This window comes from Streptomyces sp. NPDC051907, from assembly GCF_040681075.1.
GTDB lineage: Bacteria > Actinomycetota > Actinomycetes > Streptomycetales > Streptomycetaceae > Streptomyces.
This window is the reverse complement of record NZ_JBFAYB010000022.1, coordinates 1-12,777: the sequence shown is the minus strand read 5'-3', so window position 1 is coordinate 12,777 and position 12,777 is coordinate 1. Positions and strand designations below refer to the sequence as shown.

Genomic DNA, 12,777 nt, shown 5'->3' with positions numbered 1-12,777 from the left:
GAATCGTCCCCGACCAGTGGACTGGGCGTTGCCAGTGTGGCGACCACGCGTACGAGGCGTCCGGCATCCCGGACGATCCCCACCTGTGCTCGTGCGAGCACTGCACACGCCTGTCCGGTTCGCCGGCGATGGCATGGGTCGGGTTCTCCAAGGACGGCCTGAAGTGGACGGGCCCGGCAGGAGAGCCGACCTACTTCTCTACGTGGCTTCTCCGAACTAGCGGGTGTCCCATGGCCAGGTGACAGGATGATCAGTCCTGCGAGTAAGGGGCAGGTCTGGGTCTGGAGAATGGGTCTGGAGAACTGCTCTGAACGGCTCGGGTGTTAGCTTCCTTCCTGTGTTGAAGCACCAGGACGAGACCAGGGCGGCCTATGACGGGGTCGTCGAACTGTATGCATCGTTGTTCGCCAATCGGTTGGAGACGCAGCCGTTCGCGCGGAACATGATCGGCACCTTCGCCGAGCTCGTGCGTGGCACGGGGAACCTAAGGGCAGCCGACGTCGGGTGCGGGCCCGGCCATTTGACGTCCATGCTGAACGACTTGGGGTTGGACGCCTTCGGGCTCGACCTCTCCCCGGCGATGATCGCCCACGCCCGGCAGGCTCATCCGGCGCTGCGGTACGACGAAGCACGCATGGAGGCCCTGCCGGTCGAGGACGGCGCGCTCGGCGGAGTGCTGGCGCACTACTCGATGATCCATACCCCACCAGAAGAATTGCCCACGCTGATCGCGGAGCAGGTACGTGTCTTGGCGCCGGGGGGCCTGCTCCTGGTGTCCTTCTTCGGAACCGAGGGCTCGGAGCCCGTCCGCTTCGACCACAAGGTGGCGCCTGCTTACAGCTGGCCGGCGGACAAGTTTGCCGAGTTGCTGGCCGGGGCGGGCCTCGTCGCGGTGGCTCGGTTGCTCCATGATCCAGCGTCCGAGCGGGGCTTCCTCGATACCCACCTGCTGGCACGCCGCCCGTAGAACGTGGCACGTGGCCGGGGCGGTGTAGATCATCCGCGTGGATGAGGCTCGTCCAAGCGCCTCGTTCTGTGACGGTGTCCGCTGAGTACGGCGGAGTGGCATCCGTTCACTCACGCACCCGGCGGGGTGGCCGCCGCGGTGGTGCGGGCAACGATCTCTCGGAAGGTAGGAATTCCCAGGTCGACAGACTCCTGCTTTCGGGAGATCTGGGCGTCGAGTTGGGCTAGCTTCTCCTCGGCGTGGGTCAGGCTGCTCTGCAGCCCTTCGATCTCGCCGAGCCAGCCTTCCCTTTCGGCTTCCAGGATGCGTGTGAGGAGGTTGTCGCGGATTTCGACGAGCCGGGGACGTTCTGTCGCGTGGATGATCAGGGCGGGGCATCGGACACAAGCGTGTTCGTGAGCACAGTCAGTTCCGTAGGCGCGGCCGCAGTCGCCCAGGGCGAGCTTGCGACGCTCGAAGTGTCCGAGAAACTCGTCCCAAGGCGAATCCCGACGCCACCGACGTCGTCAAGTGGCACGGCCTTCTCGCTGAGGCCCAGTCCGTGCTCGACCGTGCGGAGGACAACCTCCTCGCCGCGCTCGACACCCAGCCCAGCGAGGTCGACGACCCGACGATGGGCCTCGCCCACCGTGTGAACGCCGCCGTCACTGCACGCGACGGCCGGGCCCTGGTCGTGCGATGGCTCCTCGACCCGGACGCTCCGGGGACGAGGGACCTCGCCGCCGAACGCCTCGCGCGACTTCGGCCGCGAACCGGGCCGGCCGTGCAGACCAGTGCTGCGCACCGACCCGCGGGTACGCCAGCGCCGGCGTCGGCGTGGCGGCCGGGGAGGACCGTCCGATGAGCCGGGTCAAGACCAGCACCATGGACGCCGATCTGCAGCAGGTCTTCGGGAACCCGGTCCCCGAGCTGTACGAGGCGGCTGCCGGACCCGATGCTTCTCCCGCTCTCGCCCGTGCCCTGGAACTGCGCTCCTTCCTGGCTCTGACCGAGGAGCAGGTCGCCCGTGTCCGTGACCGCGTGCACGGGGACATGGATCCGGACCGTGACATGGGCGATCTGTCGGCGGACAAGCTCCGTTTCGACGCGCAGTGGCTGGAGGCGGCGCTGGATGCCCGCGACGGCTACCGCGCAGCCCTCGGCGAGCTGCTGCGCACCATGCCCCCGCCCGACGAGCAGGCCCGCCCCGTCCGTCTGACGCAGCTCAGGGCCACCGCGACCCTGCCTCCTTCCGCCGCCCCGGCACCCCAGCGTGCCGGGGCGGCCCGGGCCCGCCGACCGTGAAAGCCCCCGCTTGACCCACCTCCCGTCCACCGACATAGCCGGACGGATCGAGGACTTGTACGGCGCATCGCTCGCCGACCTCGAAGCCCACGCCCAGGACCAGCCGCACGGCATGCTCTCCGCCCTGCTCGGCATGCACGACGATCTCGCCCTCGCCGAGCGCAGCATCGACTTCCACCGCGACCACCTCGCCCGGCTCGTCCACCCCGAGCGGCAGATCGGCCCACACGAGGTCTCCCACCTCCTCGACGGCACCCGCCGCCTCGCCGAAGCCGTCGCCGTCCGCGAGGTCCAGGCCACATCGGTCGCCGCCGTCCTGCAGAGCCTGGCCCGCGTCCCGGCCCCGACGCCTGCCCCGCCGGCTCCCTCGCCGCCCGTTCCGGCTCCGCCTCTTGCGGCGCCGAGTCCGGCGCACCGCCGCTGACCGCAGGCGATCTCCCCTTTCATTCACCCAGGAGTTCCTCCCTTGGCCCTCACCGCTCTGCCCCCTGACGCCGACGCCGACATCGCCCGGGTCACCGAGGCCCTCGCCATGATCACTCCGCGCTGGAACGTGAGGATCTTGCTGGCACTCTCCGGCCCGCCGCTGCGTTACAGTGAGCTGGCGGCCAAGGTGTCCTGGCTGCAGGACGGCCAGCTCCACCCCAAGCTCAAGGCCCTGTGCGACGCCGGCCTCGTCGGACGCACCGAACACACCGCACGGCACGTGACCTACGGCCACACCGAACGTGGCGTTGCCCTGCTGCCAGTCCTGCCGATGATCGTCACCTGGGCCGAGGAACACCTGGAGAAGGCGGACGGCCCGCTGCCCGCGATCGAGCAGATCGAGGACAGCCTCACCCTGCTCACCCGGCGCCACGCCGCCGCCATCCTGTGGGTGCTCAAGTCCCGCGAGGAGGTCAGCGGCCGGGCTCTGGCCCGGATCGTGATGCCCCGCAGCGATTGGACCAACATCTACCCGCCGCTGCGGCAGCTCGTCGCCGACGGCCTGGTCGACACCGACGGCATGGGTCGGCCCTACCGGCTGTCCGCTGCGGGCGACGGCCTTGGCCCCGTGCTCAGCACTCTGTCTGCCTGGTCCGCCGGGCAGCCCCTCGACCAGGCGGCCCAGCACCCGGTCTGGGGGAGCCCGCAGGCGAAGCCCGCGCCGAGGCCGTGGGTCAGCAGCCAGTCGAGGCCGGCCCCCGCGGCGCTCCCACCTGTTCGGACACTCCAGTCCTCTCCGGCGTGGTACAACGGGGATCTCTTCTCGCACGTCACGACCACCCGCCCGAAAGCAGCCATCCCGGCGGGAGGCCCGCGGCGATGAGCACCGCCTTCACCTCTGCCGCAGCGCACCGCGCTGTCGAACTGCTCGCCTCGCGCCCCCTGGTCCGCCTGGTCACCGAGATCGACGACAACGGCGCCATACCGCTGCGACGGTTGGCCGGCACCCTGCCCGACCTCTCCACGCACCAACTGCGCAGCGCATCCGACACGGCCCGCGCCCACGGTCTCATCCGGGGCGTGCCAGGCACCGGTCTGGAACTCAGCGACGCCGGGAGGGAGTTGGCAGACCTGTACGACGCGATGGCCCGCTGGGCCCGGCGTCGCGCCGTCCCCGCCCCCGTCTGCGAGTTCAGCAGCCGTATCCGGCACGTCCTCGACCTGTTGGCGCCATCGCTCACCATCGAGCGGGCCGACGGTCCCTCCCAGCTGACCGGCGACGGAGCCGAGGCGGGCCTGACCCGTCCCCGCACGCTCCTGATCCAGTGGCTGGCCGAAAACCCCCAGGTGACCAGGGTGTCCGAGCCTGAGCCGGTCGCGTGAGCACAGCGGTCACACCCCGGCCGACGAGATCACCGTCGCCACGAGGGCGGACCGATGAACCCTCAGCCTAATTCGCACCACGAGATCGACGGCGACGTCTACGTCTGGCCGCGCCACCTCGCTTCCACCACCGGAACCGGCGACCCTGCCCTCGCCCCGCTGCTCGAACTCGGCTGGGACCTGCGGTACGACGAGGACTCCAACGTGTATGTGAGCGCTCCCGACCGGCGCGTGCGCCTGGGCTACCTGCCCGAAGGCGAGGACGACGGGCTCTGGCGCATCAACGCCTACAAGGACTCCTTCGGACCGCCGGCATGGGGCGTTTGCTTCAACGACCGTGTCCCCACCGAGTTCGTGACCGCGTTCACCACCGTCCTGGCCACGGCGTACGAGCAGGGGCCGGACGCCTACCTAGCCCGGCCGGTCTCCGGCATCGACGAGCACGATCCCTTCCTCCCGGTCGTGCCGCTTCTGAAGCAGGGCTGGGAGATCGACCGTCCGCGTTGGGGCGTCTTCGCGGTGCAGGCCCCGGACGGGCACGCCGGGATGGAGTTCACCACCGGCGACCTCGATCCGGAAGCCGAACTGACCACGCGCGAGGCCCGCTGGCAGCTGTGGGCGGGCAAGTCCGTCGACCGGCCCGTCTGGTACGCCACGGCCAGCACCGACACCCCCGTCGCCCTGCTCACCGCCGTCACCGAGTGCGCCGCCGATCCGGCTCCCCTGCCCCGGTGGCGCGAGGACACCTTCAGCTACATCAAGGACATGGCCCAGCTCACCCCGATCCTTCCGCCCGGACCGCGGGCACCCACTCCGCTCGACGTGCAAAGGGCCGTCACATCCAGCCGCCCGGCCTCGCTCCCCGCACCCAGCGTCCCGCGCTGGAGCACCACCAGCCGACCCGCCCTGCCCGGCCCACGCCGGTAACACCAGTCCTACCCCGACCGGAGATCTCTCTTGTCCCTGCAGGCCCCCGGGTTCTTCGCCGAGCTGTGCCTCCCCTTCCACGACCACACCGTCGTGGGCAACACCTACTTCGCCGCCCCCGTCCCCGGCGTACCGCTGCGGCTGCGCATCGACTTCACCGGCACCATCCAGGCAGACACCTACGGTGGGCTGCGTGTGGCTGTCGTCCACCCGGAGCGTGGCGAGATCGACGCGGTGGCGCTCAGCTTTGTGGATCACGGAACGTTCCACCGCCGCGACGAGGCCACCAACACCCGGCCGAACACCAAGCAGTACGCCACCTTCGACACCTACCACCGCCCCGGCCGACCCCCGTGGGACGGGGCTGTCACCACCGGGCTGCGCGACGCCATCGAGCAGTACACCGCAGTCTGGTTCCCCGGCGCCTGGGCCGCGTCCGCGCCTAGGCGCACGGCCGGCCGTACACCGCGCAGCGCTCCAGTCCCGCAAGCCACCCCCACCGGGGCCCGCGCCCGCTGAGCTGTATGGCAACACCGAGAACTGACTTCACCCGCCTGACGGCGCAAACCCCTGGGGTCCACAGGACCCCAGGGGCTTCGTCGTCGGCGAATGCGATGGATGAGCGCCTAAGGGTTGTTCCGTAAATGATCTTCGATTCCCCCTGGGTATAGCGGCTGCCCTGCGGCCTCTGACCTATCCGGCGAGGGCGAGGCTGTGTATCCGGGCGATGCCGAGCATGGCGTGGTGGGCGCCGTCATCTTTCAGGCGGCAGTCACGGAGGATTTTCCAGGTCTTCATGCGGGCGAAGACGTGCTCGAAGCGGGCGCGTACCTGTTTGTGGGACTTGTTGTGTTCCTCTTTCCAGGTCGGTAGTTCGCTCTGGCCGCGCTTGCGGCGGTGCGGGATGACGAGTCCGGTGCTCGGGTAGCCGCCGTCGGCGATCGTGAGTGTCTTCCCGACGGCGGCTTTGGCGCCGGATTCCTCCCACGCCTTGCAGTCGTTGCGGTTTCCGGCGAGGGGCCGGCCGACCACGACGTCCAGGCGGGTGTCGGCGTCGATGACGACCTGGTGGTTGGTGGAGTGCCGGTAGTTCTTCGACCGCGTGGCGATGCTGTGATCCCGGGTAGGCACCAGGGTGCCGTCCACGATCAGCGCGGTGTCCTTGGCGAACCGCTTGCGGGGCTGGAGCGCGAGCATCGGCCCCAGGTGGTCGATGATGCGGTCCGCCGCCGACTTGGAGACTCCGAACAGCGGGGCGAGCTGCCGCATCGTCAGGTTCGTGCGCCAGTAGGCGGCGACCAGCAGGGCCCGGTCCTACAGCGGAAGGCTCCACGGCCGCCCCTTCCGGACCGCGTCCGCACCCTTGCGTCGCAGAACTGTCACCAGCTTCCCGAAGGCGCGCGGGTTCAGCCCGGTGAACGGGGCTAGCCAGGACGGTTCCGACGCCGTGATCACACCAGCCATCACATGATCATTTCACCCGTGACCGGCAACTGCGTGGTAGCCGTCAACCAATCCCGGTGACTACCGAGGCCAAAGACAGGAGCAACGCGCCCAGCGCCCCCGCAGAGCCGTAAAGCCTCACCTCACGCCGGCCATCGTGGCGGCGGACATAGCGCGTGGCGGCGGCGGCAAAGGCCAGGCCACCGGCAATGAACCACGGCCCCCACAGGTAGAGGTACCAGCGGGTCAACCCGACCAGATCAGGCGCCACAGCGCGCGCCCCAGCCTCAACCAGCACTCCGTGGATCACGAACTGACATCCATGCCAGACGAGCAGCACTGTCGCGCCGCCGCCACAGAGCACCATCATTCGACCGGTCCACTTGCCGCGACGGCGCGTCAGACCGATACCGACCAGCACTCCGAAGAGCTTCAGGAAACCGGTCACCCACAAGACTGCCAGGAACCACGTCACCCGGTCATGAGCAAGCTTCACCAGCGGCGGAGCCACCGTCGCCTGCACACCGAAGGTGCCTCCCAACGCCCAGACGAAGCTGGGTACCGCGAACAGGAACCCCCATGCCGCAACGGTGAACCCGGGCCACCTGCCCAGATGGAGGCGGAGCGCCCAGCTCAGGGGCGGACGGACTGTATCGTCCAAAGAATGCTTGATCGTCACAACTCCACCGTTGCTGAACCTCTACGACAGGGCGTCGTCCTGGCGAACAATCACGCTCCCCCACGCGGGGGAGCCACCCTTGATCGCGCTGGCGACTGACGGGCAGCAACGACTCGAAGTCCCTCGAAGATCAGTTACGGCACAGACCTTAGGGAGTCGTGCCACCTGCGCCCATGCGGCCACAGGGAGGTGGGCGCCGTCGGCACGGAGACCGCGAGGTGTTGGCGGCGATCGTGTTCGTGGCCGTGTCAGGCTGCACGTGGAACGAACTTCCGCCCGGTTTCGGCCCTTCGGGCGTGACAGCCTTCCGGCAGTTCACCGAGTGCTCGAAGGCCAGGGTGTGGGCCAAGCTCTATCGGCTGGTCCTGGACGAACTCGGTGCCCAGGGACAACTGGACTGGACGCGATGCGCGATCGACTCCGTCAGCGTCCGCGCGCTCAAGGGGGGCATCTGACAGGACCGAATCCGAGTGGCAAGAGTGGGTCCAAAATCCACCTCGTAGTCGACCGCAACGGCCTCCCGCTCTCGATTGGGATCTCCGATGCCAACACCCACGACAGCCAGGCACTCGAGCCCCTCGTACGAGGCATCCCACCCATCCGCTCTCCGCGCGGACCACGCCGGAGGCGACCGGCAAAGCTGCGCCGGTCCGGCAGGGCGCGCAGCTCGCCGAAGCCGGCCGTGCAGTCGAGGACCCGCGCCGTCGTCAGATTGTGGGCGGTGAGGCCGGAGGCGGCGGGACGGGCGGCGTGACCTGTGGGCTCTGCGGCGGTGCGGGCGGGGCGGCCGACGGCGGGTAGGGGGCCTGCTGGCGAGCTGGCGGCGCGTAGGCCGGGGGGTTCTGGCGCGGGGGGTACGGGCCCGGGTACAGGTGCTGCGGCGGCTGGAGATACTGGCCGTTCTGCGGTTGTCCGTAGACTACGGCGGGCTGTATCGGCGTCGGATCGGGCCGGGATACCACCAGGCGGATTATCGCTGCCAGCAGTCCCGGTCCCACGAGGACGGCCGCGGCCAGCAGCGGCCAGTACTGCTCCTCCCCGTTGGACCACTCTAACTCGGCCTGAGAGGGCGACCTGGGGTCCTGGCAGTAGAAGTAGGCGATCAGCAGGACGAGTACGGAGATGCCGATGTGGATCCCAATCCACATTCTCCGCGCCGAGGGGTTGCGCACAGGCAGCAGCCCAAGGATCAGCCATAAGAGCACTATCGGCGTTCCAAATGTGATGGACATGCCAACCCCCCCATACGCGAAACCTGCCTTGACCTTCGTGCAATAGTGCCCACCGAGAGCAGCCTTACACGTTGCGGACCGGGACCTGTCTTCTTTAGACGTCAGTTCGTTAGGTGATTCTGCGGTAGCAGATGAGTGTTGCTGCGATGGCGGTGAAGGCCGGGAAGTGCCACGTGGTGGTCGGGGCGTACCAGGCGTCAGTTGCCGGGAACCCGTCCGACGCGCTCCACGCCTCATGCTTCGCCGTGCGCCACCGCCTCTTGGGCTTGTTCGCAGGTCCGTTACGGAACAGGAGATCAAACCCCACGTACGGGGCAAACATCGTCGCTCACCACGCGGCGCAGTGAGAATCCGACAGCGCAAACGAGAAGCACTGAGAATCCGAAAGCATCAGTGCGACACGACGTCCTGCCAGTCTCAGAATCGCGTCCGATACGACGTGATTTGGACATCGCACCTGAGATTAGGACGCGAAATCTGAGACCCTGCACGGATTGTAGGGTCCCGCCGCTCGCGGTACGGGCGGCACCCCGCTGACCGTCGCTCCTGCCGCTATCTCAGGTCGTTGGCCAAGCCGTCCAGTCTCACGAGCGTAGCCTTTCCTCACTGTCTGGAACCGTATGCTGTCTGTCCCGCCGCGCCCCTGTCTCTAGAGCCAGACCGGGAAGGGGTCTGTCAAACGAACGGCTCTGGCTCACCGCCGGTGGTAGCGGAGCGTGATGTCGATGGGCCTGGAGAGGTCCAATCCCGAGCGCCGCTACATGGCCTGTGTGTCAGTGGCGGCTGTGCACGATCTTGGCGAGGCGGGCGGCCTGCGCGTCGATGGCTTGTGGGCCGTTACCGGTCAGCAGGGCGTGCTTCTCGTCCCAGACCACTTTGACCCCTGAGGGGTTGAGGGCGAGGCTGACGTCGTATCCGGCGTCCTTGAGTGCCACATCGACGAAGTACGGAAGCCGGGTGCGCTTCCCGGGAACCTTGGGGTACTGCGAGGCGAGCACAATCCGTTCGGCCACTTGCGCGAACGTGGTGATCTTGGCGCCCTTGAAGCCGTGCCGGTTGTTGGTGATGACCTCTCCGTCCCTGCGGACGCGGTATCGGGCCGAGGTGAGCGCGACGGGGCCGTGGCAGATGAGTGAGATCGGGACACGGTTCTCCCGGAGGCTGTTCAGCAGTTCGCCCATCCACGGGTTGGCGTGGAAGTCGGCCATCGGACCGTGACCGCCGGGCGCGTGCATGAAGGCGATGTCCCGGAAGGAGAACGGTTCGTTGGGGTCGCGGTCCTTCTCGACCAGTTCCTGGATGGAGAAGTACTTCTTCTCCGGCAGGGCCTCGAAGCTGGCGACGACCTCGTCTCGGATGGAGATGGCCTCCTTGTCCGTCTTGGGCAGCGGGGCTGAGACGGGGATGCGTCCGAGATGGCGCCGGCCCAGGGCGAGTTCGTCGTTGCGGCGCTTGACGAGCTTCGGGTTCTTCTTTCGCAGACCCTCGGGAGTGAACCCCTTGCGGGAGCTCTGGATGGTCGTGCGCGCCGCCACGGCGCCAGTGTTCTTGCCGCCCATGAAGTTGAGCCCCAGGCCGTTGATGTCGATCTGCGGCGGCTTGCCGTCCGGCGTGACGAGGATGAAGTCGTAGTCCTTCTCGAACTGCGCCAGGACCGCGGCGACCTCGACGAGGAAGAATCCGGTGGGGAGGCCGGGGTGGTCGACGGGCTCGCTCAGGTGGAGCGTGCGCGCCGAGGAGAGCACGATGAGGGCTTGGGGCCGTGAGGTGGCGGATCTGGACATGGCAATTGTCTCCATTCTAGTTGTGGGCTCTGATGGAAGGTTGAGCACCGAAACCGGTCCTGCGTGCGGCCTCCGCCGTGGCGACTGTGTTCGGGGGGCTGCCGCCGCTGTGCGGTGTGTCAGTTCTCTTTGGTGCGGGCTTCGGTGACGTCGTCGGCGTCGGTTGAGTAGGCGAGGTCCTTGACGGCTTCCAGGGCCGTAAGGCGCTCACGAAGGCCGGCGGTGACGAGTTCGTAGGCGTCGGAGCCGAGGGTGAGGCGCTTGGGCGCCTCGTCCTGGTCGGCGGAGGCGATGATGGCCGCGGCGATCTTGGCCGGGTCGCCCGGGCTGGGGAAGGCGGGTACCTCTCCGGCGAGCATGCGGCGGAGCAGGCCGGGTGCGTGATCGGCGTACTCCGGCATGGGCTTGGCGATGTCGGCGCTGGTGCCGGCGAACTCGGTACGGGCGCTGCCCGGCTCGACGAGGGTGACACTGATACCGAAGGGGGCGATCTCACCCAGGGTGGACTCCCAGAAGCCCTCGATGCCCCACTTGGTGGCGTGGTACAGAGACAGGGCCGGGAGCGCGATCTGTCCGCCCATGCTGGAGAGCTGGATGATGCGACCGCCGCCCTGTGCGCGCAGGTGAGGGATCACCGCGCGGGCGAGCTGGATGGACCCGGTGAGGTTCGTCGCGATCTGCCGGTCGATCTGGTCGTCGGAGAGTTCCTCCGCCGCGCCGAGCAGGCCATAGCCCGCGTTGGACACGACGACGTCGATGTGTCCGAGATCCGCGAACGCCTGCTCGACCACCTCGCGAATCCGGCTGGTGTCGGTGACATCCAGTTCGGCCCGCCAGAGCCGGGAGCCGTACTCGGCCGCCAGGCCGTCCCGGGCCGCCGCGTTGCGGACGGTGGCCGCGACGCGGTCCCCGCGGGCGAGCAACTGCTCGGTGAGCTGCCGCCCGAAGCCTGACGACGTGCCGGTGATGAACCACGTCTTGTTCGTCATCTCGATCTCCTGAAATTCGGTAAGTGCCGCGCCGGCGTCCGGGTCGGCGGGGTGCGGCGTGAAGCCGGTTCAGCGGTTGCCGAAGAGCACGGCGTAGGGATGGGGATCGTTGCGGCGGCTGGTCGCGTAGGCGACGTGCTTGACCTCGGTGTACTCGTCGAGGGCGTTGTGTCCGAGCTCTCGTCCCAGTCCGCTCTGCTTCATGCCGCCGAAGGGGTAGCGGGCGTCGATGACGTAAAAGTCGTTGATCCAGACCATGCCGGCGTCGATCCGGTTGAACTGGCGTGATCTGGAGGTCAGCTGAAGACGTTGATGCCGGTGAGCTCCGCCGACCAGTCCCACAGTCGTGCGGCCTCGTCCGAGTCGATCGCGTACTCCTGGACGTCGCCGCGTTGCGTACGGCTGTCGAAGACGGCGGCGATGTCGACGTCGTCGAGGTAGAGTCCGCCCTTGCCTTCGAGGAGCGGCGAGGTCGCGGCCCAGACCTGGGTCGCGGCGCCGGCCTGAGGCGACTTGCCGAAGTTGGGGGTGAGGTTGCCGTCGGCGTCCATGGCGCCGGCGGCGATCAGATCGGCGTCGCTCAGGTAGCGGCCCAGGGGCGTAGCGATGACGCCGGGGTGCAGGGCGAAGGTGCGGACACCGGCATCACGTGCCAGGCGGTCGAGGTGGACAGCGAAGAGGGAGTTCGCCGTCTTCGACTGCCCGTAGGCGGCCCAGCGGTCGTACTGGCTGTGCTCGAAGAACGGGTCGTCCCACCGCATCGGCGAGTAGAAGTGCCCTCTCGAGGAGACCGAGACGACGCGGGCGCCACTGTTCAGCATGGGCCAGAGCCGGTTGACGAGCGCGAAGTGCCCGAGGTGGTTCGTGGCCACCTGGAACTCCCAGCCCTTGGGGCCGACCCGTGTGAGCGGTGCGGCCATCACTCCGGCGCTGTTGATGACCAAGTCGATAGGCCGGCCACCGGCTTCGAGGCTGCGGACGTAAGCGGCGACGCTGCCCAGGTCGGTCAGATCCATCGCACCGACCTCTACTCGCGGAAGGCCCTTCAGCTCCCCGAGGGCGAGGTCCGGACGACGAGAGGGAACCGCAACGGTGGCGCCGGCGCCGACCAGGGCCCGCGTGGTCTCCAGGCCGATGCCGGAGTACCCGCCCGTCACGACGGCGAACCGACCCGTGAGGTCGATGCCGTTGAGGACATCGGCCGTAGTGCTCTCGGGCCCGAATCCGCTGCCCATGGGAGTCTGCTGTTCCTTGGCCATTGCGCTGTCACCATTTCCGGTACGTGAGTTGCTGTCCGAGTGACGAGGCGACGCTATTTCTATGCGCCCGCATCCTCGCTTGGACAACACGCTACGTCTTCGGAAGCGAGAGCTTCCATGGCAGAAACGCTCACGCTCTTACCTCTACGTCTCATTCACGTGGACCCGGGGATATGGATCCAATGGGGTGCACTGTGCGTCAGAGTCGCTCTCTTGGGCTCGTCGAGACGCGATCATCGCGGTCTCGCTCGCGGACGAGCTGGACCTCGGCCGGATCGAGCGCTTCCTCGCCCTGGCGTGGGAGAGCGGCGAGTAATACACAGCAGCCCTCACCTGCACAGATGCCGTTTGGAGCGGCCGGATCTGTGAGGTAGGAGGGCACTATGGCGAAGAAGACGGCAGAG

The 12,777-nt window shown here is 68.1% G+C and carries 13 protein-coding genes and 3 pseudogenes; 10 read left to right on the top strand and 6 right to left on the bottom strand.

Annotation, left to right across the window (positions count from 1 at the left end; translation table 11 throughout):
* Positions 1-337 precede the first annotated feature (337 nt).
* From AB0M39_RS14800 to AB0M39_RS14765, 8 genes and pseudogenes are all read left to right on the top strand, one after another.
* On the top strand, positions 338-967 hold the full coding sequence (locus AB0M39_RS14800) for a class I SAM-dependent methyltransferase (RefSeq protein WP_365364070.1): 630 nt from the start codon (positions 338-340) through the stop codon (positions 965-967).
* 481 nt (positions 968-1,448) lie between these two features.
* A pseudogene (locus AB0M39_RS14795) lies at positions 1,449-1,811 on the top strand (hypothetical protein); the annotation flags it as partial.
* Positions 1,808-2,251 carry a hypothetical protein gene (locus AB0M39_RS14790; protein ID WP_365364068.1) on the top strand — a complete coding sequence of 148 codons (444 nt, stop codon included), beginning with the start codon at positions 1,808-1,810 and terminating at the stop codon, positions 2,249-2,251. The pseudogene AB0M39_RS14795 and the gene AB0M39_RS14790, both read left to right, overlap by 4 nt.
* 10 nt (positions 2,252-2,261) lie before the next feature.
* Entirely contained in the window at positions 2,262-2,675 is a 414-nt protein-coding gene (locus tag AB0M39_RS14785) for a hypothetical protein (protein WP_365364065.1), read from the top strand.
* 42 nt (positions 2,676-2,717) lie between these two features.
* Entirely contained in the window at positions 2,718-3,560 is an 843-nt protein-coding gene (locus tag AB0M39_RS14780; protein WP_365364062.1) for a helix-turn-helix domain-containing protein, read from the top strand.
* Entirely contained in the window at positions 3,557-4,060 is a 504-nt protein-coding gene (locus AB0M39_RS14775) for a regulator (RefSeq protein WP_365364060.1), read from the top strand. Before AB0M39_RS14780 ends, AB0M39_RS14775 begins: the two co-directional genes overlap by 4 nt.
* 54 nt (positions 4,061-4,114) lie before the next feature.
* Positions 4,115-4,987, top strand: coding sequence for a DUF317 domain-containing protein (locus AB0M39_RS14770; RefSeq protein ID WP_365364058.1), 873 nt, complete (start codon positions 4,115-4,117; stop codon positions 4,985-4,987).
* A 30-nt stretch (positions 4,988-5,017) separates the two neighbouring features.
* Positions 5,018-5,506 carry a hypothetical protein gene (locus AB0M39_RS14765; protein WP_365364056.1) on the top strand — a complete coding sequence of 163 codons (489 nt, stop codon included), beginning with the start codon at positions 5,018-5,020 and terminating at the stop codon, positions 5,504-5,506.
* 174 nt (positions 5,507-5,680) lie between these two features.
* On the opposite strand, the pseudogene AB0M39_RS14760 reads toward AB0M39_RS14765, so the two are convergent.
* Both AB0M39_RS14760 and AB0M39_RS14755 read right to left on the bottom strand, forming a co-directional pair.
* A pseudogene (locus tag AB0M39_RS14760) lies at positions 5,681-6,451 on the bottom strand (transposase).
* A 43-nt stretch (positions 6,452-6,494) separates the two neighbouring features.
* Complete coding sequence (locus AB0M39_RS14755; RefSeq protein WP_365364053.1) at positions 6,495-7,109, bottom strand: DUF3995 domain-containing protein; 615 nt, start codon at positions 7,107-7,109, stop codon at positions 6,495-6,497.
* A 155-nt stretch (positions 7,110-7,264) separates the two neighbouring features.
* On the opposite strand from AB0M39_RS14755, the pseudogene AB0M39_RS14750 reads away from it, so the two are divergent.
* Positions 7,265-7,743, top strand: a pseudogene (locus tag AB0M39_RS14750) (IS5 family transposase); the annotation flags it as partial.
* Positions 7,744-9,114: 1,371 nt separating this feature from the next.
* On the opposite strand, the gene AB0M39_RS14745 reads toward AB0M39_RS14750, so the two are convergent.
* From AB0M39_RS14745 to AB0M39_RS14730, 4 genes are all read right to left on the bottom strand, one after another.
* Positions 9,115-10,125: a hypothetical protein gene (locus AB0M39_RS14745; RefSeq protein WP_365364051.1), complete on the bottom strand. Its 1,011-nt coding sequence runs from the start codon at positions 10,123-10,125 to the stop codon at positions 9,115-9,117.
* A 119-nt stretch (positions 10,126-10,244) separates the two neighbouring features.
* Entirely contained in the window at positions 10,245-11,114 is an 870-nt protein-coding gene (locus tag AB0M39_RS14740; RefSeq protein WP_365364049.1) for an SDR family oxidoreductase, read from the bottom strand.
* Positions 11,115-11,183: 69 nt separating this feature from the next.
* Positions 11,184-11,456, bottom strand: coding sequence for an aldehyde dehydrogenase family protein (locus tag AB0M39_RS14735; RefSeq protein ID WP_365364046.1), 273 nt, complete (start codon positions 11,454-11,456; stop codon positions 11,184-11,186).
* Positions 11,411-12,373 (bottom strand): oxidoreductase, encoded by a 963-nt coding sequence (locus AB0M39_RS14730; RefSeq protein WP_365364042.1) that lies wholly within the window; start codon positions 12,371-12,373, stop codon positions 11,411-11,413. Before AB0M39_RS14730 ends, AB0M39_RS14735 begins: the two co-directional genes overlap by 46 nt.
* Before the next feature lie 187 nt (positions 12,374-12,560).
* Here AB0M39_RS14730 and AB0M39_RS14725 point away from each other — a divergent pair, with 187 nt between their 5' ends.
* Complete coding sequence (locus AB0M39_RS14725) at positions 12,561-12,689, top strand: hypothetical protein (protein WP_365364212.1); 129 nt, start codon at positions 12,561-12,563, stop codon at positions 12,687-12,689.
* Positions 12,690-12,777: the final 88 nt, after the last annotated feature.

Bases quoted from the DNA above. Each gene is read 5' to 3' on its own strand.
- AB0M39_RS14790 (WP_365364068.1), top strand. From the start codon at position 1,808: ATGAGCCGGGTCAAGACCAGCACCATGGACGCCGATCTGCAGCAGGTC.
- AB0M39_RS14775 (WP_365364060.1), top strand. From the start codon at position 3,557: ATGAGCACCGCCTTCACCTCTGCCGCAGCGCACCGCGCTGTCGAACTG.
- AB0M39_RS14770 (WP_365364058.1), top strand. From the start codon at position 4,115: ATGAACCCTCAGCCTAATTCGCACCACGAGATCGACGGCGACGTCTAC.
- AB0M39_RS14745 (WP_365364051.1), bottom strand. From the start codon at position 10,125: ATGTCCAGATCCGCCACCTCACGGCCCCAAGCCCTCATCGTGCTCTCC.
- AB0M39_RS14740 (WP_365364049.1), bottom strand. From the start codon at position 11,114: ATGACGAACAAGACGTGGTTCATCACCGGCACGTCGTCAGGCTTCGGG.
- AB0M39_RS14730 (WP_365364042.1), bottom strand. From the start codon at position 12,373: ATGGCCAAGGAACAGCAGACTCCCATGGGCAGCGGATTCGGGCCCGAG.